At 46.8% G+C, this 24,703-nt stretch carries 20 protein-coding genes; 7 read left to right on the forward strand and 13 right to left on the reverse strand.

From position 1 onward, the window contains the following. The 5 genes from TY10_RS31880 to TY10_RS24415 form a co-directional block, all read left to right on the forward strand. Positions 1 to 194 (forward strand): hypothetical protein (locus tag TY10_RS31880; RefSeq protein ID WP_042169570.1); only part of this gene is annotated, 194 nt, incomplete at its 5' end. Between the two features lie 104 nt (positions 195 to 298). Then, entirely contained in the window at positions 299 to 979 is a 681-nt protein-coding gene (locus TY10_RS24400; RefSeq protein WP_042169573.1) for a response regulator transcription factor, read from the forward strand. After that, the gene (locus tag TY10_RS24405; RefSeq protein ID WP_042169575.1) at positions 976 to 2,247 is read left to right on the forward strand and encodes a HAMP domain-containing sensor histidine kinase; all 1,272 of its coding nucleotides are present in this window, start codon (positions 976 to 978) and stop codon (positions 2,245 to 2,247) included. The genes TY10_RS24400 and TY10_RS24405 overlap by 4 nt, the downstream gene beginning before the upstream one ends. Before the next feature lie 125 nt (positions 2,248 to 2,372). Next, positions 2,373 to 3,131 carry an ABC transporter ATP-binding protein gene (locus TY10_RS24410; RefSeq protein ID WP_042169577.1) on the forward strand — a complete coding sequence of 253 codons (759 nt, stop codon included), beginning with the start codon at positions 2,373 to 2,375 and terminating at the stop codon, positions 3,129 to 3,131. 1 nt (position 3,132) lies between these two features. After that, a complete protein-coding gene (locus TY10_RS24415) occupies positions 3,133 to 5,481 on the forward strand; it encodes an ABC transporter permease (protein ID WP_042169579.1) in 2,349 nt (782 codons plus the stop codon). A gap of 76 nt (positions 5,482 to 5,557) precedes the next feature. Here the strand turns inward: TY10_RS24415 and TY10_RS24420 are convergent, their stop codons facing one another. Both TY10_RS24420 and hprK read right to left on the reverse strand, forming a co-directional pair. Continuing rightward, a complete protein-coding gene (locus TY10_RS24420; RefSeq protein WP_042169583.1) occupies positions 5,558 to 6,436 on the reverse strand; it encodes an AraC family transcriptional regulator in 879 nt (292 codons plus the stop codon). Positions 6,437 to 6,625: 189 nt separating this feature from the next. Then, positions 6,626 to 7,543: an HPr(Ser) kinase/phosphatase gene (gene hprK, locus TY10_RS24425; RefSeq protein ID WP_042169586.1), complete on the reverse strand. Its 918-nt coding sequence runs from the start codon at positions 7,541 to 7,543 to the stop codon at positions 6,626 to 6,628. A gap of 801 nt (positions 7,544 to 8,344) precedes the next feature. On the opposite strand from hprK, the gene TY10_RS24430 reads away from it, so the two are divergent. Together TY10_RS24430 and nspC are read left to right on the forward strand one after the other, a co-directional pair. Next, positions 8,345 to 9,583, forward strand: a complete 1,239-nt coding sequence (locus tag TY10_RS24430) for a saccharopine dehydrogenase family protein (protein WP_042169589.1) — start codon at positions 8,345 to 8,347, stop codon at positions 9,581 to 9,583. Position 9,584: 1 nt separating this feature from the next. Continuing rightward, a complete protein-coding gene (gene nspC / locus TY10_RS24435) occupies positions 9,585 to 10,709 on the forward strand; it encodes a carboxynorspermidine decarboxylase (protein WP_042169591.1) in 1,125 nt (374 codons plus the stop codon). 91 nt (positions 10,710 to 10,800) lie between these two features. Here the strand turns inward: nspC and TY10_RS24440 are convergent, their stop codons facing one another. The 11 genes from TY10_RS24440 to TY10_RS29210 form a co-directional block, all read right to left on the reverse strand. After that, a complete protein-coding gene (locus TY10_RS24440) occupies positions 10,801 to 11,232 on the reverse strand; it encodes a hypothetical protein (RefSeq protein ID WP_042169593.1) in 432 nt (143 codons plus the stop codon). Positions 11,233 to 11,242: 10 nt separating this feature from the next. Further along, positions 11,243 to 11,743: a LytTR family DNA-binding domain-containing protein gene (locus TY10_RS24445; protein WP_238327997.1), complete on the reverse strand. Its 501-nt coding sequence runs from the start codon at positions 11,741 to 11,743 to the stop codon at positions 11,243 to 11,245. 69 nt (positions 11,744 to 11,812) lie between these two features. Continuing rightward, positions 11,813 to 12,994 carry a serine hydrolase domain-containing protein gene (locus TY10_RS24450; RefSeq protein ID WP_042169597.1) on the reverse strand — a complete coding sequence of 394 codons (1,182 nt, stop codon included), beginning with the start codon at positions 12,992 to 12,994 and terminating at the stop codon, positions 11,813 to 11,815. A 207-nt stretch (positions 12,995 to 13,201) separates the two neighbouring features. Then, positions 13,202 to 13,738: a DinB family protein gene (locus TY10_RS24455; protein ID WP_052350751.1), complete on the reverse strand. Its 537-nt coding sequence runs from the start codon at positions 13,736 to 13,738 to the stop codon at positions 13,202 to 13,204. Between the two features lie 96 nt (positions 13,739 to 13,834). Continuing rightward, positions 13,835 to 14,806, reverse strand: coding sequence for a helix-turn-helix transcriptional regulator (locus TY10_RS24460; protein WP_042169599.1), 972 nt, complete (start codon positions 14,804 to 14,806; stop codon positions 13,835 to 13,837). 165 nt (positions 14,807 to 14,971) lie between these two features. After that, positions 14,972 to 20,986 carry a cadherin-like beta sandwich domain-containing protein gene (locus TY10_RS24465; RefSeq protein ID WP_042169601.1) on the reverse strand — a complete coding sequence of 2,005 codons (6,015 nt, stop codon included), beginning with the start codon at positions 20,984 to 20,986 and terminating at the stop codon, positions 14,972 to 14,974. A 167-nt stretch (positions 20,987 to 21,153) separates the two neighbouring features. After that, on the reverse strand, positions 21,154 to 21,318 hold the full coding sequence (locus tag TY10_RS30635) for a hypothetical protein (RefSeq protein WP_155986040.1): 165 nt from the start codon (positions 21,316 to 21,318) through the stop codon (positions 21,154 to 21,156). Positions 21,319 to 21,417: 99 nt separating this feature from the next. Beyond that, positions 21,418 to 21,876, reverse strand: a complete 459-nt coding sequence (locus tag TY10_RS24470) for an SMI1/KNR4 family protein (protein WP_042169603.1) — start codon at positions 21,874 to 21,876, stop codon at positions 21,418 to 21,420. Positions 21,877 to 22,092: 216 nt separating this feature from the next. Continuing rightward, on the reverse strand, positions 22,093 to 22,557 hold the full coding sequence (locus TY10_RS24475; protein WP_042169606.1) for a hypothetical protein: 465 nt from the start codon (positions 22,555 to 22,557) through the stop codon (positions 22,093 to 22,095). A gap of 186 nt (positions 22,558 to 22,743) precedes the next feature. Next, complete coding sequence (locus TY10_RS24480; protein WP_042169608.1) at positions 22,744 to 24,048, reverse strand: hypothetical protein; 1,305 nt, start codon at positions 24,046 to 24,048, stop codon at positions 22,744 to 22,746. Further along, positions 24,048 to 24,521, reverse strand: coding sequence for an RNA polymerase sigma factor (locus TY10_RS29210; RefSeq protein ID WP_052350752.1), 474 nt, complete (start codon positions 24,519 to 24,521; stop codon positions 24,048 to 24,050). The genes TY10_RS24480 and TY10_RS29210 overlap by 1 nt, the downstream gene beginning before the upstream one ends. Between the last annotated feature and the right edge of the window lie 182 nt (positions 24,522 to 24,703).

Consider the following 24,703-nt stretch of genomic DNA (forward strand, 5'->3'; position numbering starts at 1 on the left):
CACATTTGCATTTTGAAGCGATAAATCGCCGAAAAATCGGCCTCCCACATGTACTTTTGCATTTTGATCCGCTGATTGCTCCAGCCAATGGCAGCCTGAACTCACAAAGCATGATCGCCATTCCTTTTCGGACAAGACTAAAACCAAGGGAGGAGCTTATGACAAGCTCCTCCCTCTTTTTTGTATATTTTTAAAGCCCAAGCCGTACCGGGGTATTGCAGATCATCTTACAGTATCGAATAATGAAGAAAGCATGAGAATAGTTGTAGCTGGATAAAAAGACGGGAGGAACTGTCACGTGAAATATGACTGTTTGATTGTAGATGACGAGGAGGTCCTCTCCCAAAGCACCTGCGAGTATTTCAATCTATTTGGTGTGAATACAGCATGGGTCGCCGATTCGACGGCGTGTATGAATTTTTTCCGAGAAAATTCTGCAGAAGTTATTTTACTCGATATCAACTTAGGCAGCTCCTCGGGCTTCGACCTGTGCAAAAGACTTCGCGAAACGATCAGCGTTCCCATTCTGTTCATAAGCGCCCGCACAAGCGATGACGATATGCTGCTCGCCTTGAACATTGGCGGGGATGATTATATTAAAAAACCATATTCCCTCTCCGTGCTATTGGCCAAGGTAAAAGCCGTCCTAAAGCGGTATCAGGCTCAGGATGGGAAATCGGTCATTTCCGGGGGAATCAAAATCGATTATGAGTTAAGGCGGGTATTTGTCCAAGGGAAGGAAATCACACTCAAGTCTATGGAGTATAAGCTACTGACCTATCTGGTTGAGAATAAAAACCGTATCATTTCCAAGGATGAGATCTTCAGAAAGGTGTGGGAGGATTATGTTGCCGGAGACAATACGTTAAACGTTCATATCCGTCGCCTGCGTGAGAAAATTGAAGTAAATCCGAATGAGCCACGATACATCAAAACGGTATGGGGTACGGGCTACGTATTCGAAGAGGACAAGCAATGAAGATCAAGCCGCTGCTTGTGTTTGCTCTGGCTCTTCTTGCCGTTGGGATTCTTTTCCTCCTGTACCTGCTTCGCACGGCGCCGGTTGCGCAGCTGAACCCCGTTCAAGCTAATGATATCGTCAAAACAGTATCGGATAACTGGCTGCAGGTGCTCGATACAGCAAGCTTACCGGAATTCCCTTATGAATTGGAATATGCCGTAGTCGATTTAAAAAGTCAACTGATCGCCGCCACCCGGAATGGACAATATGAAAGCTTCAATCATGCGATCCGCAACAGAGACACGCTTGTGGACATCGAGAAAGACGGTCAGATTTTAGGAAAAGTCGTCTTTTATAACGATACAGCCGCCCTATGGAAATCCTATCGAACGACTCTGGTCATTGCCTGCACGAGCTTTCTAGTCCTATTACTAGCAATCTCTATCAGTTATGCTGCCTATTTGAACCATACCATCCTCCGCCCATTTCAGAAGATGAGAAGGTTTGCCGGCAACATTGCCGCAGGAAATTTGGATGTTCCGTTAGCAATCGACCGGTCCAATATTTTCGGCGTGTTTACCGAGAGCTTTGACATCATGCGGGAACAATTGCACCTTGCTCGAGAAAGTGAACGAAAAGCCAATCAAAGCAAAAAAGAGCTTGTTGCCTCATTAAGCCACGATATTAAGACGCCGCTTGCCTCCATAAAAGCAGTATCTGAGCTCATGCTTGTGACTGCCGGGAACGAGCGATCTGCGGAACAGCTGCGAACAATCGGAATGAAAGCCGACCAAATCGAGACCCTATTAACGAATCTGTTCCACGCGACCATGAAAGAGCTTCAGGAGCTAACGGTGACGGTTGCTGAGATGCCAAGCAAAGCGCTTCCGGACTTAATTAGAAATGCAGATTATGAATCGCGGGTAATACCCTACCATATACCGGATTGCGTTATATTGGCCGATGCTCCAAGGCTGCAGCAGGTGCTCGACAATCTGATCAGCAACTCCTATAAGTATGCGGGAACGGCAATTGCGATCAGCTCGTCTTTCGACGATGGCTTTCTCGTCTTAGAGATTACTGATTATGGAGACGGTGTCCCCTTCGAGGAGCTCCCTCTTTTGCCCAACAAATATTATCGCGGGAAAAATGCAGACGGTATAAGCGGTTACGGCCTTGGGCTGTACATCAGCAGTTATTTGACGGAGAAAATGTTAGGTGAGCTCCATGTTAAAAAGCAGACGGACGGCTTCACCGTTATCCTAATGCTGCGCCTCGCGGAGTAAATTCGATATCGTTACCGATTTAAGAATTGGTTAAGGAACCGGCAAAGACCCATTAAGAAAGGGCGTGACATAATGAGGCTGTACAGGATACAGTCTCATTTTTTATTGGCTTAGGAGGGTCATACATGCAAAAAGCTATTTTATCGACAAAGAAGCTGTGCAAAACGTTTTCCACTGGTGGAAACCAGCAGCATGTTCTGAAAAATCTGGACGTTGAAATCGCCGGCGGCGACTTTACCGTTATTATGGGGTCCTCCGGGGCCGGAAAATCGACGCTGCTCTATGCGCTCTCCGGCATGGATAAGCCGACGCTGGGTGAAATCTATTTCGGCGATCAAGAGATATCGAAGCTCTCCAACGACAAGCTTGCCGTATTTCGGCGGAATCACTGCGGCTTTGTTTTTCAGCAAATCTATCTCATGGACAATATGAGCATTCTGGATAATATCATAGCAAGCGGCCTGCTGGTCACTAAAAACCATAAGGCGGTCGTCCAACGGGCAAAACAGCTGCTGCAGCGGTTAAATCTCGATGAAATGATGTGGCGCAAATTTCCGGCGCAGGTTTCGGGAGGCGAAGCGCAGCGGGCGGCTATCGTTCGCGCATTAATCAACAGTCCGGAAATTCTGTTTGCAGATGAGCCGACAGGCGCGCTTAATTCAGCCGCCGGGAAAGCGGTTCTCGACACGCTGACCGAACTGAACGAGCAGGGTCAAAGCATAATAATGGTCACCCATGATTTGAAATCGGCAAGGCGGGGCAACCTCATTATTTACCTGCGGGACGGTGTCGTATGCGGCGAATGCCAGCTGGGCAAGTATGTAAGCGGCGATAGGGAACGGCATGAGAAGCTAAGTTCGTTTTTGAATGAAATGGGGTGGTAGCATGCGGAAGATTACAATGCTTGCTGCTGCAAATATCCATAAAAACAAAAGTCAGGCAGGGAGCCTGCTGCTCTTTGTCCTGATCGCGGTTCTGTTTCTGAATGTAGGCTTAGTGCTGCTGTTTAACTTTGACCCCTTTTTCGATAAACGGGCCGAGCTGCATCATGCCCCTCATCTCACTATTCTGCAAAAAGCCGAATATACCCAAGAGGAGCAGCTGGACTGGCTGAAGCGTTATTCTGGCGTCAACGAGACGGAAAAGCTGGCTGTATTAGCGGATTACGGCGAATACTTTATGCACGAATCTAAGAACGTTGCCGCCGTTATTTTTCAAAATGCCAACGACAGCTCGGCGATGAACAAAGCTACGCTCGTTGGCAAGTCGCTGCCTCTCGAAGAGAACGGTATTTATGTGCCTTACATTATGAAGGTTGCTGGCGATTATCGTCTCGGTGATGACTACCGGCTGAATTTTGACGGGCAAGAGCTGCATTTCACCATCGCCGGCTTCACCGAAGAAATGACCTTCGGCGCTTTAATGAGTGATTTATACCGGTTCTATGTGCCGGACAAAGCCTTCGCAACATTTTCCGCCCAGTTTCCGGATAGCCAAAGCTATCTGCAGACGGCACGGATGGAAAAGAGCAGTATGGGCCTGCAAGCGCAGCTGGATTATGAGAAATCTTTTTACCATACTGAGGAAATGAAAAATGTATCTTCGCCCTTTGTGTTTGCCCTTAGCTATAATGCGGCAAAAGAGGCACGGTCTACGGTCTCTATCACTGCCCTGCTAATTACAGCCTTTGCGCTAATCATACTGATCGTCAGCCTCATTGTTATCCACTTTGGCATTGTGAACAACATTGATGAGGGCATGACCAACATCGGAGCTTTGAAGGCGATTGGCTATAGAAACAGTCAGATTATGCTTTCCATCGTCTTGCAATTCACAGGCATCGCCTTCGTTGGCGGCCTGATTGGGATTGCTGCATCACAGCTCATGCTGCCTGTACTGGCGAACCTTATGGAGTCTCAATCGGCATTGATCTGGAAGCCCGGTCTGGATACTGCATTAGCGTTCAAATCTTTGCTGTTTATCATTCTGTTGGTGCTGGCCGTATCCTTGTGGGCGGTAAAACGTATTTTCAAGCTTCATCCTCTAATCGCTTTGCGCGGCGGACTGCACACGCACAGCTTCAAGCGAAACACGTTTTTGCTTGAGAAAACACAAGGCCCCTTGCCATTTATTCTGGCTATGAAGCAGCTTATGCAAAGCAAGAAGCAGGCGGTAATGGTTATCGTGATTATCGCGGCAATGTCTTTTGCTTCGGTTGCCGGGATGTCCATTTATTATAATGTTGGCGTTAAACCGGATGTTTTTCTTTCGATGATTGCGGGCGAGAATGCCGATGCTGCCTTTGTTCTAAAGGACCGAAGCCGCACCGATGATGTTGTACAGTATCTGCAACAGCGGCCAGAGGTACGCAAGGCATTCGGTTATCAGCATATTTCACTACTTTCGGAAAATATCGATGTCTCCGGCTTCATTACGAAGGATTTCGAGCAGCGCGAGGTTAATATGCTGTTCGAGGGGCGTTACCCTAAGCATGACAATGAGGTTGCCGTTGGCTACACCTTTGCTGCGTCCACTGGCAAGAAAATCGGCGACGCGGTAATGGTGAATGCGGGCGGGCAGGAAAAAGAGTTTATCATCACCGGCTTCATTCAAAGCATGAGCAGCGGCGGCCTTAATATGATGATGACTTATGACGGTATTCTTACAATTAAACCGGATTTCACCTTTGATCAAATTTGTGTTTATCTCGCAGCGGGCACGGATACGACTATATTTCTTCAAAGTGTAAAAGCGGCAGAAGGCAATATTTTTAGCTATGCCGTGAACACAAAGGAGCTGATCCGTACACAATTTAGCCAGATTGGCGATATTTTTGCCGTTGTTGCCGCGGGAATGCTTGCTGTCACGATGCTGGTGGTGCTGCTGATTCTGTACATGGTCATTAAGACTATGATTCTCCGCAAAAAGCGTGAGCTCGGGTTACAGAAAGCCTTAGGCTTTACCACCTTTCAGTTGATGAATCAAACCGCGCTTCATTATACGCCGATTATTCTAATTGGAACGATCCTCGGCAGTTCAGGCGGATATTTCGGCTTAAATCCGATATTATCTTTGTTTATGCGCGGTGCGGGTATTGTCAAAACCAACCTGCCTGCTCCGACTGCGTGGACCATTATCACATGTGTCGCACTAACTGCTTTAGCTTATCTGGTGTCGATGCTGATCGCTTGGCGGATACGCAAAATTTCGCCTTATTCGTTGATTAGTGAGTAATATTAATCGAAAAAATAGTCTAAGGGCCATCCGTTGCCAGATGGCCCTTAGACTATTTTTGTGGGATGAGCAGACCTTACCGGACTTTCTTAACCGGTATCCAATACTCGATTGCAACTTCTTCTGTCATGACCTGCTTTTCTACACCAATTTGAATGTCTGGTCCAACTTGTATAGTAGGACCCTCTATCTGTTCATACCCAGAGTGGGGGAACCATTCTCCGTAAATTTGCTGCCATTTCTCTGGCTCCCACGGAACCTTGATATCGATTACGACCCAAGTCGCAGCCGGTATAAGCAAGCTAGTAAACTTGTCCAGACTTGGCTCTGTTGAAGCAACGGCTAAATAATAATCGTAATCCCCTTTTGTCCGTCCAGCCCCTTCTCCAACATTCACATGAGCTATTCCGAACGGTTCTGCATTATTCAGAGATTTCAGTTCAGTATAAGTGTCATGATCCAATGACTGCCACAGCTGTTCGACACCGGGATGCTCGCCCATTTCAACAGGTGTAACCCGGTTTGTGATCCCGATCACTTGAAACGCTTCCTTGCTCTCAATTCTAAATTTCATCGGTTCGCCTCCTCCAATCGTTAGACGAAAGGTCATTGGAGGATATATTTTCAACGACTGATTCGTTGCTCTCATTTCCGTAGGTGTCATCCCGTGCTGCATTTGGAACGCGCGTGTAAAAGCATCAGGCGAATGGTACCCATACTTTACTGCAACATCAATTACTTTCATAGTACGGTTCTGCAGTTCAAGTGCAGCAAGCGTTAGACGTCTGCGGCGAATATACTCTTGAAGCGGAATGCCTGCCAAGTAGGCGAACATTCTTTTGAAATGATACACCGAGCAATACGCACGTCTTGCTAACTCTTGCTCATCCACTTCATTCTCCAAGTTCTGTTCGATATAGGCTAATGCCCTATTCAAATTTTCAAGCATATTCATTCCAATGACCTCCCTTCTCACTCAGACTAGCAGGATATATCGCTTAGCATCCGACTTATTCCGTTCAACTATTGCAGGGGTGTTCCACAAAACAATCTACTGAAAATTTCTCTTTCGCACAAGTATGGCATTGTCCTAAACAAAAAGAAGAACGCCACAAAGCTCGTTCTCCTTACAATTTGCTTGCAATCACTGCTGCATGCCGTCTTCGACTCGTTTCATAAACTCATCAACGGCACTGTAGCCGTGCTGCTTCAAATACCAGTTATTCGCCGCTGCTTCGATTAATCCGGCCACATCACGCCCCGGTTGAAGCTGGATTTCGATATGCGGGATTTGAACGCCGAGATATTCCGTGTACTGTGGAATGACCTCCAGCTCGTTGTTCAGCGAATTTTCCTGCCAAGGGGAAAGCTCGATATCGAGTACAATTCGCGTCTCATCTTGGAATGCTCTGCGGCCGTACTGGCGTACGACATTGATCAACCCTACGCTGCGCAGGGCAAGAAACTCACGAGCCGTCACGTTATGTGTGCCCAGAAGGGTAGCCGGACCGAGCTTCTTAAGTACGACAATATCGTCCGCGACAAATCGATGTCCTCTTCGGATAAGCGTATGGGCCGTTTCACTTTTGCCAATTCCGGATTTGCCCCGCAGCAGAATGCCGATGCCGGAGACATTTACGCATACGCCGTGAATCGACACTTCCGGCGCCAGAGCTTTGACCAAATAGCCGTCCAGCTTGGCAATAAACTCCGTCGTCTTCTCTGGTGTACGCAATAACGGTATGCCCTCCTGTTCGCAGAACAGCGTCAGATAAGGAATTTCCTGCTGTCCCGACGTCACAATAAAGCATGGCGGATGATATTTCACGATGTTTCCGATGTGAAGCAAACGCTCCTCTACCGTCAGCGTCAGCAAATAGTTGATTTCCTTGCGTCCCAGCACTTGCACCCGTTCCATAGGAAAAAAATCGAAGTACCCGACAAACTCGAGTCCGGGTCTATGCGTTCGCGGACGGGAGATCACGCGATCCATTCGTTCCGATCCTGCCAGCACTTCCAATTGAAACACCTCGGTTAACTGTTTCACGGTAATTGTTTTCATACCTTCTCCCCTTTCTGCAGAGCGCACCCCTATTCGTCACATTTACAAAAAAAACATAAACACGCCTCTGAAGCAAGGCCGTCAGATTGACTTCCTGACGGCCTTGTTGTCGTTATGTTTTCAGCCAAAAAATCACCCGTTCGAAATGCTGATGAATCCGCGTTATTACGCAATAAACACGGAATTCTTGTCTACTTATATTACCATAAATCCGGGCTTCAAATGCGGGTAAACTATAGGGAAATCAGCTTGTATCAAGGAGTACTATTCAGCACCGCAAATAAAATAACCGTTCCCAAAAAATTTTGCTTGCTCATTAAACTTTATCCTGCTATTATACAGAGGTATGATTTTGGAAAGCTAATATTCAGTCATGTAGGATCTTTCCAAGCAGATAATCTTTGACCACTTCCACCAAGAAGTTAAGGCCATACGGACAGCCGGGTCAAATGCCGATTGGCAACTTTCGTTGCCTTATTGATTGAGTTAAAAGCTCAAATTTTATAAGTTGGTTACTTTACAACCAGTGCATATGCACGTCAACTTGTGAAACGGTCAATAAGAGTGGTAAAAGTAATTATTTGCTATATAGACTCTGATCCTAACATGATATTTGAATATTTAAAGGCTTCTCCATGAAACGATGCGTTTTATGGCGGACTGGCGAGCACGTATGTCCAGTCATGTCTTTTAATAATTTAAATATCAAGCAAGTGTGATGCGCATGAGGCGTGTTTCGCTTGCTTTTTTTGTTACCGTTTTGCATAAAAAAATACTTTATTTGGATGAGGAGATTGAAAAATGGGAAAAGCACTAGTCATCGGCGCCGGAGGCGTAGCAGCAGTAGCGATTCATAAATGTGTTCAAAACAGCGAAGTTTTCGAGGAAATCTGCATCGCCAGCCGTACAAAATCCAAGTGTGATGAGCTGAAAGCTAAATTGGATGGCGGCAAAACAAAAATTACGACTGCACAAGTCGACGCGAATAATGTGGAAGAACTGATCGCTCTGATTAACGAAGTGAAGCCGGATATCGTGATGAACCTGGCTCTCCCTTACCAAGATCTGACCATCATGGATGCATGCTTGGCTACTAAGACAAACTACATGGATACAGCAAACTATGAGCCGGAAGATACGGCGAAGTTCGAATACAAATGGCAATGGGACTACCGTGAGCGTTTTGAACAAGCGGGCATCACAGCTCTGCTGGGCAGCGGCTTTGACCCAGGCGTAACTGGCGTATTCTCCGCTTACGCACTGAAGCACTATTTTGACGAAATCGAATATATCGACATTCTGGATTGCAACGGCGGCGACCACGGCTATCCGTTCGCAACCAACTTCAACCCGGAGATCAACATCCGTGAAGTATCCGCAAACGGACGTTACTGGGAAAATGGTGAATGGATCGAAACGAAGCCAATGGAAATCAAACGCACGTACGATTTCGCTGAAGTTGGCGAAAAAGATATGTACCTGCTTTATCATGAAGAGCTGGAATCACTTGCGCAAAACATTCCTGGCCTGAAACGTATCCGTTTCTTCATGACTTTTGGCCAAAGCTACCTCATGCACTTAAAGGCGCTTGAGAATGTAGGCATGACTTCCATTGAGCCAATCGAATACGAAGGCAAGCAAATCATTCCGCTTCAATTCCTGAAAGCTGTACTTCCAGACCCTGCTTCCCTTGGACCTCGTACAGTGGGTAAAACGAACATTGGCTGCATTTTCAAAGGCAAAAAAGACGGCCAAGACAAAACTTACTATGTCTATAACATTTGCGACCACCAAGAGTGCTTCAAAGAAGTGGGCTCCCAAGCCATCTCCTACACAACTGGCGTTCCTGCCATGATCGGTGCAGCGATGGTTATGACTGGAAAATGGAATAAACCAGGCGTATACAATGTCGAAGAGTTCAACCCGGATCCATTCATGGAAGAGCTGAACAAATGGGGACTTCCTTGGGTAGAGGACTTCAATCCAATACTGGTTGACGCGTTGCCTGAAGATACGAAAAAACCGGAGCTCGTTCGCTAAGATGCGGTTCGAGGAGTTACCGACACCTTGTTACGTAGTTGATGAAGCCCTAATCGAGAAAAACCTGAACATTTTAGGCGGTATCATAGAGCGCACGGGAGCCAAGATTATTTTGGCGCAAAAAGCTTTTTCCATGACGACGATGTATCCGCTCATCGGAAAATACTTGAATGGCACAACAGCAAGCGGTTTATATGAAGCGCGACTGGGTCAAGAGGAAATGGGAAAAGAAAATCATGTCTTTTCCCCTGCCTACCGCGAAGACGAAATCGACGAAATTATAGCCATTTGCGACCACATTATTTTCAACTCCTTCTCCCAGCTGGAAAAGTATAAAGCGAAAGCTCTTGCTGCCGGCCGGAAGATCGGTATTCGTATCAATCCAGAGTGCTCCACGCAAGAGGGCCATGAAATCTATGATCCTTGTTCGCCAGGATCGCGATTTGGTGTCAGATTGGAAGATTTCCAGCCGGAGCTGCTTGAAGGCGTTTCGGGACTGCACTTCCATACGCTGTGCCAACAGAACTCGGATGATTTGGAGACCACGCTGAATGCAGTGGAAGAGAAATTCGGGCAATGGCTGCCTCAAATGGAATGGATCAATTTCGGCGGCGGTCATCATATCACAAGAGAAGACTATGATATCCCGAGACTTGAAGCTTGTATTCGCAGAATGCAAGATTACGGCCTGAAGGTCTATCTGGAGCCGGGAGAAGCCGTTGCGCTCAACGCGGGTTATCTGGTTACCTCTGTCCTCGATTTTAATCGGAACGGTATTGAGATTGCCATCGTGGACACGTCGGCTACCTGCCATATGCCGGATGTTCTGGAAATGCCGTATCGTCCACCGCTTTTCGGTTCGGGCGAAGCTGGCGAGAAGCCTCATACGTATCGTCTAGGCGGTCCAACTTGCCTTACGGGCGATGTCATCGGGGATTACTCCTTCGATCAGCCGCTGAAGATCGGCGACCGGTTAGTGTTCGGTGATATGGCGATCTACTCCATGGTCAAAACGAATACGTTTAACGGCATGCCGCTGCCGGCAATTGCCGTACAGGACAAAGACGGGGATTGCCGCGTCGTTCGCGAATTTGGCTATCAGGATTTCAAAACGCGCCTAGCTTAATGAATAGATAGAAAGCCTTAACCCTGATTTGCGATAGGGTTAAGGCTTTTTTTTCGAGTTGGCTTCATCATTCTTATTTCACAAGTTGATTTTACTTGTCCTTCATCCCTGCCTTAAATAACTTCAATTTACGCTGAGCCCGCCGATACGCGATATAATCGAAGAGATTCGCTGTACATATAATACTGAGCACTGTCAAACAAATCAGCGTAAAATTCCCTTTCCCCTCACTATTGCCGCCTGCGATCCAAGCCAAGGATGTCAGAATGATAATCGTAACGATTAATGCAATCAGGTTGTTAATTAGAAAATAATTCCGGGGATTCGCCATACTGATCGGAAGGATAGAAGTGAGCCATTCTGTAATAAAACCAATAATAAACCCAATGCTTCCGCTGGCTAATATCGTTAACACTTTATAAGAAACCTGCACATCCCCGCTGTTAAAAAACAGCAGTATCACTCCAATAAAGAGGCCCAGAAAAAATGATTTTATACTATTTTCTAAATGAATTTTTTCCATGATGGTTCTCCTATAGTTTGAGTGTGTTTCTAAGTTTTTTCGAGAACATTTTTGATACTTCCAGTTCCATGCTATTATCCATTCGAAGTACAAACCTGGAGTTGAACCATGGGATAATTTCTTTTACATGCAGCAAATTAACAAGCTGTGATTTATTGATTCTGATGAAGCCCTTTACTGTCCATAGGCTTTCATAATATTGCAAAGTCTCTTTAATATGATATCGGTTAGACTTTGTATAGGCCATGAGACCGCCCGGCCCCGCTTCCAGATATACAACATCCGCTGGTTCGATAACCGCAAATTTATTTTCGCTCAAGCCAGTAAGGGTGTTCATCGAATAGATATCTTCGCGAATACCGGAAACGACGAGCTTAATCACTTCCATATAATCAATAGCATCAAATACGATATTAAGCTTTCCCTCAGGCAGGTCATAGCCTTTCTCTACGAGCACCCAATCGCTGTCTGGATGAATCTCAATCTGGTATTTGGATAACTCTTGCTTCAATTTTTCATAAACCTTATTTGAACACAACAATTGAACCATCATGTCGCCCTCATAACCTATATGAAGTAGTTATTCACTTTTCATCCTATCATAAATCATTCTTATTTTTACCAGTTCTTCTATGCTTTTCTCTGCAAAATCAAGAGACCCGAAGTTCGCAATGAAGAAGGTTTCCTTATCTTCGTCATACAGGACGTAAGTGCCTGTCGCCCCGATACCGCCGTAGACATCGGTCATAGCGCTTAAACCTAACAGGAATGACAACTTGCTAAAGTCGAAATACATCATCCCCATACCCGCATAGATGCCTTTTCTATAACGATTATGAAAGTCTGTCATCTGTTTATACACTTCGTCAGACAGCAGCTCCCCGTTCACGAAAGCCTTCATGAATACTAATAAATCATTCATCGTCGTTATGACGCCGCCGCCTGACCAGTCAACCGATAACGCTGCTTTATCGCTATAGTCCATGCCATTCAAATATATGCCGACAATATCGGAAGATTCGTCCTGATATAAATAGCTGTCGTTCATACCTAAAGGCTTGAAGATTCGCTCATCCAATATATCCGCATAAGATTTCTTCTCGATCTCCTCCAGAATAAGACCAAGCAGTATATATCCGGTATCCGAATAATAAAACTGTTGGCCCGGCTTCCCTACAGGATCCTGATTGTCTCTCGTGAAGGCAATTAGCTCCTGCGGAGAAAATGATAGATCCGGGTTGGATGAGATGACCTCCAGCATCGGGTGCCCGCTCTTCACCGGACCTTCAAAATAATCTGCGGCTCCAGACGTATGGGTTAACAAATGTCTAAGCGTTACCTGTTCGCTATAATCGGTGCCGTCTATAACGAATAATCTCTTAAGGGTATCCGTATCCAGCCAAGAACTAATTTTATCGTCAAAGTTGATTTTCCCTTCGTCTGCTAATATGCCATAGACAGCCGCACACATCATTTTGCCAACGCTGGCTGCATGATATGGACTATCGATACGAACAGGCTCATCGGAGCCCCGATTTTTCGTACCTGTTGCGAATTGTTCAAAGTAGCCCGTTTGATTAGAGTAAATGGTCAATAATGCGCTAGATAATGAGCCATTTCTTTTCACTACCTTTGCGAGGTGCTCCTCAATTTTTTCAGTAACTGCCTCTTTAGAAATGGGCCTGTTCATATAAGCTAATGCCCCGTACCCGATTCCGACCAAAAGGATAACGCCAAGCAATATACCAATGGCTATTCTCATAATGACCACCTCTCGCTTCATGTACTTTTTCATACCTTAATCTAATCGATGGCTTAGCATATAAAAATACATTTGCTCTAAGTGGTCATTATTCAAGGGTAATATGGCTTTATTGATACCTGCGTGGATGCCCTACAGCGAGCTGCCTATTATTCGGGCAAAAATATAAGGCCATCCTTGGCGGGATGGCCCTTTCATTAGAACGCTTTATTTAGCTTCAAGCGATTTTTCTTTGATTTTCTGCAGCTCCAGCAAATAAAACATATAGTCCGTCGGAACGCCAGCATACCCCTGCTGCCTCAGCATTGCGGTGACATTTCCCCGATGATAGGTCCCATGGTTCACCACATGCTGCAAAATATCAGAGAAACGAGTGTCGAGACTGCCGTACTTTGGATGCCGGATTGTCATTGCCTTATCGGGATCTGGCGTACGCCGCAGCAATTCACGGAACTGTTCAGTGACACCCGTAAACAGCTGCCGCATCTCACCTGCGCTTTTTCCCTTCGCTTCCTCCATCCAGCCTGGCATCCTAGGAAAAATATCTTCATTGGGGGTTTCTGCAAGCACAAACATATAGAGCTGATCAAATAAGTAAATATGGCCTAAAGTTTGTGCAACGGATGGGAAGACGCTCGTTATCTCCGCATGAAATACATCCTCAGGAAGCTGTTCGAAGTGAGCAAATAGCTGTTCGTTCGCCCAAACATGATATTCGTACAATTGATGGGATTGTTGCAGCATCGATGAACACACCTTTCTTTTATACGCCTTCGTTTGGCTGCCTTAGCCTTACCTATATCATATACCCGATTCACTGACAACTGCTGTCAGGGAAGATTAATCCCAATCTTCTTCATAGTGCTTTGCGATGCCACAAGCCGTCTCATGAATTCGTTGTTTCAGCTCCAGCGGCTCCAGAATGTGAATAGCCTTGCCGAACGACAGCAGATACATGGGCAGGTACTTGTTCATCGTTGGGACATCGAGCAGAAACCTGGCCTCTTGATCGGTTCTTTCCTTTAAAAAATGGCGCAGATGCCAGTTGCTGCACACTGCGTTCAGTGTGCCCGGCTCTCCCGCAATGCGAATCAGGATGAGTGGTCCCGCCGATTCCCGTCCCTGCTCGGACTGGTCTCGAAAGTAGTCCGACGCGGAGAACCGCTCGGGTATTTCGAAGCGTGCTTCCGTCCGCTCCAGCCCCGTTATACGGTCCACACGGAACGTCCGCACCGCTTGTGACCGATGGCAGAACGCGACAGCATACCATACATTCCGGTTGTAGGCTAGTCCGTGCGGATCGACATCACGTTCCTCAGCCCGCTCCGCATTCTCTTTGCGGTAGGCGATACGGACTGTTTGCCCTTCCTTTGCCGCTTGCTCCAAATCCTTTAACAAGGGAACGACAAATGGGGGCATCGACGGTGCAATCACATCCAAGCCGCTCGTCTGACGGGACAGCTCGTGAAGCTGATCCTCGTGCAAACCGTTCTCCACCTTCTTCAGCGCGCTTTCCAGTTCCTCGGTATAGGGATAACCAGCGCCTTGCGTAAATTTGAACGCATCTACAAGCGCCTTCAGCTCTACGGAATTGAAAAACAGCGGTGTTTCCTTAAAGCTGTCCAGAATGCGAATGCCGCCATCATGGCCAGCTTCCGCCACAACAGGCACGCCGCTGGCGCATAATGCGTCGATATACCGGTACACACTACGGACGCTGATCTCCAAGCTGTCTGCAATCTGCGCCGCAGTAAATTTCCTTCCGGAACGCAGCATCCAAAGCATAGACAGCATGTTATCCCATTTCGCCACCGGAAGACCTCTTCTCTCTATCGTTTTTCTATTATTTTACTGAACAAAACAGTTTCGTTCAATGAAAGCGAGTCATCGTGCGAAGAAAAACAACCATCGGCGACTTATTGGTCGTCAATGGTTGTTGGAGGAGCAGCCCCGGAGGGGCTTAATCTAATAAAATCACTATTCTGCGTTCTGAATGAGCTTCAAGAGAACGACAATTGCTTCCGCACGGGAAGCGGTAGCCATAGGCACGTAGCGGTTCCCGCCTCTCCCTTGTACGATTCCTTGTTCAGCGATCTCCTTAATCGCCCCTTTCGACCAAGCTGGAATATCCGTATCATCTGCGAAGGTTGTCGTTACGGTTGCTTCTGGCTTTGTGTGCTGTGTATTGGCCAGCATGACAGCCATCTCTGCGCGCGTAATAAGTCCGTGAGGTCGGAAGGTACCGTCCGAATAACCGTTAATGATTCCTTCCTTGACCGCTAGAGCAATATAATGTTTGGCCCAATTCCCTATCGCTTTGTTATCCGTGAAACGTAATTCTGAACCTTCACCCTGGATTTGAAGCGCCTTGATGAGCAAAACTGCGAATTCTGCTCTCGTAATCGGTGCATTCGGCCGGAACGTGCCGTCGGCGTACCCGGAAGTAATTCCTATCGATGCTGCTTGAATAATTGCAGCTGCAGCCCAATGCCCCTCTATATCCGTAAACTGCGGAGACGTTGTCCCGCCATCCGAATTTTTACGAACGGGCAGCACCGCAAACTTAGCGAATTGATTCGTTTCTACAGTAACGCTATTGCCCTCAACAGTACCGCCAAGCTCTATCCATTTCTTATTAACCTCATCGTAGTAGAAAATAGCTGGCTTCTCGTTTTCTTTGATTAAAGCAGGATCAAACTGCAATGTAATGAGCATTTTTTTCATAATCATGCCTGATGATTTTTTCAGCACCTCATAAACTGGACCAACTAGCCGTTCATCATGATTCACAAGCTTCGATGTGTCGGTGATTTTTCTTACCTGCAGCGTTGCATCCTGTTCAAATACGCCGCTCGGGATGGACAGGCTGATTTCGCCAGCACGTTTGAAGCTTCCGGATTGTCCCGCTTTTATTATGATCTCATCATAGTCCTTCGGTCCGGTATCAGTGCCACCACCACCGCCGGTGCCTCCGCTTCCTCCATTTCCTCCATTGCCGCCGCCTGGTGACGGATTATCCGCTATTGTGACGCTTACCGTATAGCTCTTTATGCTGCCATCTTGAGCAGTGACAGTATAGATTACTGGGGACGCGAAGTCATTCGCGGTCACTCCACTCACTTGAGTGACATTACCTACCTTGACTGTTGAACCTGCGGAACTGCTATACGTCGACACTAATGCGCTAATGTCCGTTCCGTATGGCACGGTCAGCGTTACATTATTCCCGCTAATCGTTCCTACTACCACAGGTGTCAGTCCTCCAAAGCTGAACGACGTCAACTCTTTCTCCGTGTTCGATGCTATCGCGACCGTCACCGTATAGTCCTGCGTACTTCCATCCTGCGCCGTCACCGTGTAAACCACCGGAGACGTGTAGTCATTCGCGGTCACTCCACTGGTTTGAGCAACAGTCCCTACTTTGACTGTTGAACCTGCTGAGCTGCTAAACGTCGACACTAGTGCGCTAACGTCCGTTCCATAAGGCACGGTCAGCGTCACATCATTGCCGCTAATCGTCCCTACTACCGCAGGTGTTAGTCCTGCGAAGCTGAACGACGTCAACTCTTTCTCCATGTTCGATGCTACCATGACCGTCACCGTGTAATCCTGCGTACTTCCATCCTGTGCTGTCACTGTGTAAACCACCGGAGACGTGTAGTCATTCGCGGTCACTCCACTCACTTGAGCGACTGTTCCTACTTTGACTGTTGAACCTGCCGAGCTGCTAAACGTCGACACTAGTGTGCTAACGTCCGTTCCATAAGGCACGGTCAGCGTTATATTATTGCCGCTGATCGTTCCCGTCACCGCTGGTGTTAGTCCAGCAAAGCTGAACGACATCAATTCCTTCTCTGTACTCGCCGCTACCGTAACCGTGACCGTGTAGGTTTTGGTTGTTGTACCGTTCTCAGCCGTCACCTTGTATAAGACAGGTGCTGTAAAATTATTAGTCGTCACGCCGCTAGTCTGAGTCACGCCTCCGACTGTTACGGTAGATGCAGCTGAGTTGGCGAAGGTCGCGGCCAACTGTCCGACATTCGTCCCGTACGGCACGGTCAGCGAAACATTCGTTCCATTAATTGTCCCGATCACTGCGGGCGACAAGCCCTCAAAGCTGAATGATGTCAAATCGCTCGCCGTACTTGCACTTCGCGTCAACGTAATCGTATATGTTCGCGAGGAGACGGCATCTTGAGCGAGTACTTTAATCTCGATCGTATTGACTCCGGCATTCAAAGGCAGGGCCACGCTATCTGTTCCGCTTGCCACGACAACCGGATCACTTCCGTTGACCGACACTGTAATCGTCGCGCCTGCGAAAGTTGCCGTAGGTTTCACCGTCACACTAGAGTAACTGCTTGCGGCCGTGGCCGTGTAAGTTGTACGGGTAGAAGTAAAACCAGGACTAAGTGCTCCAGAAGATACAGTCAGTCCGCTTAATGTTGTAACCGTGCTTGCAGCACGCGTTACAGAAATCGAATATCGTTTTATCGTTCCATCCTGAGCCGTTACCGTAATCTCTATCGTATTGGCTCCAACGTTAAGAGCAAGCGCCGAACTGTTTTGACCGCTTGTTACGGATACAGCAGTCCCGCCATTCACGCTAACTGCCAACGTGGCCGAAGAATCCGCTGTTGTTGGGCGTACCGTAACGCTGGTAGTCGTATTGGACACTCCTGCGGCGGTATAGGATGTCGTAGCAGCGGAGAATGTCGGGCTTAGTGCTCCCCCCGTTGTCGTTAATGCACTCAGGTTTGCATTCGCACTGCCGGCTGCTCTTGTCACCGTCAGTGTATAGCTTTTCGTATTGGTTCCGTCCTGGGAAGTAACCTCTATCGTAATGACCGTGCTTGTACCTGCCGTAAGTGCAATATTTCCGCTAGGTTGACCACTAACAGCGGCAGTGCCGTTTATTTTAACCGTGGACCCAGCATTGCTGACATAAGGAGTAACGGCCAGTGTAGACGTTGCAAAGGGAACGCTAACCGAATAGCCTGTCGTCGCTTCTGCGAATGCGGGACTAAGCGTACCCGAGGATAATGTTATATCACTTAGACCAGCTATAGAAGGATTGGCGCGCATCACGTTTAACCGATACTCGAGGCTATTGTAGCCGTCAGCCCCCTTAACCGTAACGACGACCGGGTTGGAGCCGGATGACAAATTCATGCCCCCGCCCGCGGTCACAACTGCCAAAGGATCAATTGCGGTTCCCGTAATGGTAACGCTGTGCACATCGGCTGCCACACCTACCGTAAAGGATCGCGTTAAATTATCAAATGCAGATACGTTTACAGCAGCACCCGTATCCCCCGTAACCGTCAAACCGGTAAGCCACAACGGCAGCGGCGCACTCCGCAAATATGGCGTTGTCGTTGAAGCAATGCTCCAGATGCTGCTGAAATCCCAGCCGCTAAAGCTGCTGCTGGATTTCATCTGCGCTGTCGTATATCCTGTCAATCCGGTAGCCGTACCCGAACCCGCTCCCAAGATTTGACCAGTCGTCGACGGATTCCAATATCCTCTTGTGAAGGTTGAGTTTGACCGAGTACCTACCAGACCGCCAACAGCGCTGCCTCCTTGTATTTTCCCCGCAGCGTATAAATTCGTATAGGTACCTTGATTGCTTCGGCCGATCAATCCACCCGCCGAAGCCGTATCTGCTTTTACTTCCCCTATAGCAAAGCTATTCGAAATCGTTGAGCCAATCGCTTCACCGACCAAACCGCCCACCTTGTTTAAACCATGCACATTACCCTCGGTGTAGCTTGTTTCAATCGCTGAATAACTTTGTCCAACTAACCCGCCGATTGCATCGCCGCTGCCAATAACTGTTGCAGCAGAGCTGCTAGCCTTTATCGTACCGCTATGCAAGCTTCCGACAAGTCCCCCCACATTACTGTTGCCGGAAACCGAGCCAGATGTCCGTACGTTTGTAATTGTGTTAGAGTTGTGCAGGCCAGCAAGTATACCCACATCATCCCCCCCAACTACGTTAGCCTGCACAATATTTAGATCAGACACGCTGCCAAGATAAATATATTGGAACAAGCCGATTACATTTTCGCTAGGCCGATTAATATTGAGACCCTTAATGGCATGTCCGTTACCCTGCAGAATCCCTTCAAAATAAATGGGTTCCCATCCCTGGCCGCCATTTGCCGTTGCATAAGCAGACAGATCTATATCCGCAATGAGCCGGTAAACTTTCTGATAATCGTTACGGATTTCATTAAACTGACTCGCATTCCCGATGAGATAAGGAGACGCCTCCGTCCCGTTCCCTCCTGCAAAGCGGTTTCGATTAATTGTCAGCGTGTACGTACGGGTCGTTCCATCAGATGCTGTCACTTTGACTGTTACCGTGTTATCTCCCAGATTGAGAGCAGTCCCGCCTATGACGGTATATACAGCATCAGGATGATTTGGCGTTGCCGTTATCGTCACGGCTGTAGACGAGTTTGGAACGACTATACTGTAATTAAGCGTGCTGCCGCTAAATCCGGCAATTGGAGCACCGTTAATTCGCAAGTCCGACAAGCTGGCGTCAGAAGACAGATTGGACGAAGTCAATTTATGTATATGGATGACATAAACATTCGGAGATCTTACTCCCTTAGAATCTTTTATAGTGATTGTCGCCGTATTGGTTCCAGTAGTAAGTCCATTCACTCCAGAGACCTCTACAACTGCTCCGGCATTCGCAACAACCGGCACAGCTGTCAACGAAGTTACACTGCTGGTGACGCTCAAATCATATTGGTTGATAAAAGACTGCCAAGCAGGTGCGATATTGCCAGCCGTACCGGCGTTTGGTGTTAAAGTTAAATTATTAAGCCAAAGTGGAGCATTGCCGCGCAAATAGGGATAGCTCTTGCCCTCAGCAATTGCCCACTTGCTGCTGAAGTCGAAGCCACCATAGTTCGAGGCTTTGAGCAGGTTACTTCCTGAAATACCAGTAATACTGCTCGCGCTAAAACCAAAAGCCTGCTCATAGGCATCAGAGTTCCAATACAACTGACTAGATGTCCAATTGTAGGTGTACCCGGCAAATCCGCCTACGTTAGTATTGCCCGTTACGGTGCCCGCAGAATAGGATTGGCTGATACTCGATTCATAGATATGGCCGGCAAATCCGCCAACCGTCTTGTCTCCGCTAACCTTGCCAAGCGCGTAGCTGTCCCGAATGACACTTCCAGCATATGCTGTTCCAACGAGTCCGCCTGTTTCGTTAGCCCCGGCAACATTTCCCGAGGCATAACTGCGTTCCACTCTTCCCATGAACAGAAGCCCAATAAGCCCGCCTACATAAGTGTCTAGTCCCTCGACATTTCCTTCCGCATAACTGTCCGCAACAGCTATGGTCGTGTTGGCCGAATTTGAACTAGCTCCAATTAACCCGCCTACATGGCTGCTAGTGCCTTTAACAGAAACGGAAGCTCCAGTTCCTTGCACCTGTGAATCCTGAATTCCCCCGATCAAGCCTCCAACCTGCGATCCACCCTCTACTTGTCCGGAGACATGTACATCTTCAACAGTGCCCATATACATATCACCGCTCAAAATACCGGTATGGTCGTTGCCTGTAACTTCGGCTTGTACAATGCTCAAACGATTGATTTTACCCCAGATAGACTGGAATAAACCGATATTATTCTCATCCCCCCGGTGAATAGACAAGCCAGTAATCCGATAACCGTCCCCATCCAGTTGACCTGAAAAGTAACCTTCAATCGGCCTCCAGCCCTTCCCTCCATCTAATGAAGCATACGATGATAAATCAATGTCCTGAGTCAGCCTATAAGAAGCATTAATATCATTTCGGATCTCGTTGAATTGGCTGGCATTTTCGATTAGATACGGAGAGCCAGGTGAACCATCGCCACCTGCAAAGCCCGGAGCTGCCTGAGCGGGATGCAACGGGACAGATGCTAGGAGCATCATTCCTATTAACTGAATAAGCAAAACGCGATATATTGAAAACCTCATTTTAATAAACCTCCATCTGCACTTGATAGTTGATACAATAGATGGTTCAGGTAAAATGACGGTAAAATTCCGGCAAAAAATGAATTGAAAAAAGCGGCATCCCTTGTTATGAAAGGGATACCGCTCGCTCTTGCTAATATCGCTATTACACCGCCCTGACTATCTATCTATTCTACCTTTATAGTATGTACTCCGAATTTCCTGATTTTCTCCAGCAGCTCTCTCGTTAATTTCACGCCAGCCGGGAGCAGGACCATGCCCGCAGGCGTTATTACCTTCGCAGCCAGAACGCTGCCTGGAAAAACCTCTCTTAGGGATACTGTTTTCGCCATTCATAATCTACCTTTCGTTAAAAAATTTCGTTCTCGCGGAACGCATAAGGTACATGATAAGAATGGGAGGTAAAATGACGGTAAACTGCAAAATAAAAGTTATGAATGCTGATCAATAAGCCGTTCTAAAAACTCTGCAAACGTCGAAGCATAGATGTCGATCATATCATTCATAAGATCGTAACACATAATCGGAAACTCGCCCTGCTCATTTCTGGATGAGGTATCGAAGAAATAAAGCTCGTCACTGTCTGGAACGAACAAATCTACTCTATTGGGAAACCGGCTCACCCACCAGTCCTCCGCTAAATTCAGCCGATGTATATAAAGAATGTCACTATCGTCATACTCTCTATGCTCCGGTGAGCAGACGGCTAGAATTTCCCCTCCATTCAACCTGGCATTGCCGTAATGCGCCAGCCACCAGCGGTAAGACGGAGGCAGGCTGAACCCGAGTTCCTCTTCCACTTGGACAATCCAGCTCTCTTCAGCGCCATGGTTGGGAAACCATTTTAAAGCTGAAGTTGCCTTTAATTTTTCTGAAAGACGCTCGTACATAGATTTCATCCTATCTAGCTGTATCCGTTCAAAATCACCAGATACCTTCCTTTTTTTCCATTATATCATTCAAAAAGATGACTGTGATGATTCTATTATCACTGCATATTTGTAGGCTGTACGATCTAATTCACGAATTGCTGCAGTAAAAAAAGGCCTTTCCTTTATGCGGAAAAACCCTTCATTGAACTAAAAATACTTTTCAGTTATGTTCATTTAATATTGCCCTTTAATAACGAAAAACGAGCCCCGGATCGTTCCAGCAAGCTTAGATTTCTGCCTTGCAAATTTGAACTTCTCCGCTAACTCCTGAGGTACTTCCATTCCCTCAGAAAGCTTGAAACCTACAGCCCGCTTCTTAGGGTCATCTATCGTATACATCACATTGATGCTAAGACCATCTTCATAAAAAACGTAGGCAATCTGAATATTTTCCACTTGAAAACGCGATGTTTCGAGCGGCTTGGCAGCAAATACAATATCACGTTCTTCTTTCAAAATCCGGTTCACATAGTCCAAAGTTTCCTGACTTTCGCTGGCAGGAACAACCGTAAATTCATGCTTGTACTTGTTCATAAAGTAACGGGCTTCATTCGCACGTAAACCAGCAAGTGCTTCTGCTACAGGCGAAGATTCTAAACCTATTGTAGATACATTTTTGAAATCAACGATGTCTGACATGTTCATTCTTCCTTTCCTTTAATTATCCTAGAAACAAGTCCTTATATTCTATCTAGTTGTTAACCTAATCTATAAAGATTAAACACTCACCTGAAAGAATCCTGCCCTAATAGGTTCCGTGCAATATAAATAACAGGGCCTCAATAAGACCCTGTTTTACACATTTTTTATTCAAGTACGCCCGGCTTATAGCTTGTAATACGAAGTGTTAATTCGCGTTTCCACATACGTTTTTGTTTCTGGCTCCGGTTCTGACCTTGTTTCTGGTTGTGGCTCTTGCTCTAGGTCAACTGGTTGGACCTGTTCGCGAATAATAAGATCACTGTCGTAATTCTCAATTTTTTTGAGCAGCACTTTTTGCTGGTTAAGGCCTAGAGTTAAAGAACTGTTTTTCAAAATAATTCCGTGAAGTTTGTCTGCCAGTAATTGAACCGGAGTGTCTGCAGCGAGTTCGACATCCGCTTCTTCCAAGTATAATGTTGCTCCTCCTGCCAATCCCTCCAGCATCTCGCTGTTCAGGAGCATTTCCGATCCGGTATGCTCGATCCATTCCCCTTGATAGACCGTAACATCCCCATATTGCTGACACTTAGCAAAGAAATCATCGGCGAGGCTGTCTGCCACAGTGACCCTTCCGGTTACTTGCAATTGTTCGACAGCTGCAAGCGTGTCGGCTGCGTCAGCATCAATTTGCAGATCACCGTCAACATAAATACGGGTGCCAAACCTGCGAACAGAAAGCCGATCGAGCTTTCCTCCACGCATAATTTTAAAATTGGATGGGATAATGGTCATACCTACATAGCCTTCCACGAAAGGCAGCAGCTGCTCCGCATTGTCCTCACTCACCGTTACCCAACTGGTATTAAATCGGATGTTCTTGCTTTTCAGCAATTCAAAGTCCAGCGGCTCGGTAGCAATAATTCCAATTTCTTTAAATGTCCCGATCAAGCCATTACCTAGTTTATTCTTTTTGGAAGGGATGCCTTGAACACTGTATATCGATCCCTGTGGAGCCGCTTTCAGTAATACATCGGTAAGCTCGAGCGCCTGAAACATAAGAATAGCACGGTCTGGATAGGAGAGCATGACGCCATTAACCATAAAATTCGATGTATCTAAACTTTTCGGATGAAATACAAAACCGTTCACGAAGATATACTTGAATTGATCGAGCGTTTTTTTATCACTGTCCTCGATAATTAGTCCGCCATTGGCAATAACAATTGTCGGGTCCTTTGGAGCTGTTACTTGGGAGTTCAATACCTTTAACCCATTGAATGTCGTAACCTTCACATTCTCGTCGTCTCCGACATCGATCAGCTGCTCCGTGTTCACCCCAAAAGTTCCTCTGGCAAGAAGCTGCCTTGACTTAGAAGTTGTCAAACAGATTGAGCAGTTCACTTTGATCTCATCATATGCATCGATTGATTCCGCTGTTGTAGAGATCATGTCGAAAATTGAAGTATTCACCCGCAAATGTTTTTCCATCACATTGTTCCTCCTGAATGAGAATTCCAATAGTTTTGCAAAAGCTTACGTGCCTTGCGCAGGTGAGTTCGCACAGTTGCTGGTGAGAGGCCCAGTTGCTGTCCGATTTGTGTACTATCCATGTCTGAAAAATAACGCATCACGAAGATATCCTGTAATTCATCGGGAAGAAGTCCAATAACCTGTGAAACGGCCACACCTGACAAATCATCTTCAACCTGATCGGGAATCAACTGAACTCGCGAATTCAGCCTTTTCCTGCGTGCCTGATCAATGACAATTCGTTTGGCTGTCGTATAGAGCCATAAACGGCACTGCTGATTCGTCATCCCGTCCAACAGCACCTGATTCTTCAGCGCACGCAGAAACACCTCCGAAGTGATGTCTTCAGCATCTGAAGAATTACGGGCTGTTTTGCGCAGATAGCCGTTTAATTCTCCTCCGTATTCCTCCCACAGCTTGGAAATGTTCATTCTTTCACCCTTTCGCGCCTCTCATTATTAGAAACGAATGAGGTGATCGAAGTGTTTTATTGATTTGGAAAAATTTATACACATGTACAATACCTACAGTGGGCTGCCCGCTTATCGGAACAAAGTGACTAAGATATAGAGCATAAAAAAAGATGTAACATCTGAGAACAACCTTTTGAGTT

The organism is Paenibacillus gorillae (genome assembly GCF_000513275.1).
Lineage (GTDB): Bacteria > Bacillota > Bacilli > Paenibacillales > Paenibacillaceae > Pristimantibacillus > Pristimantibacillus gorillae.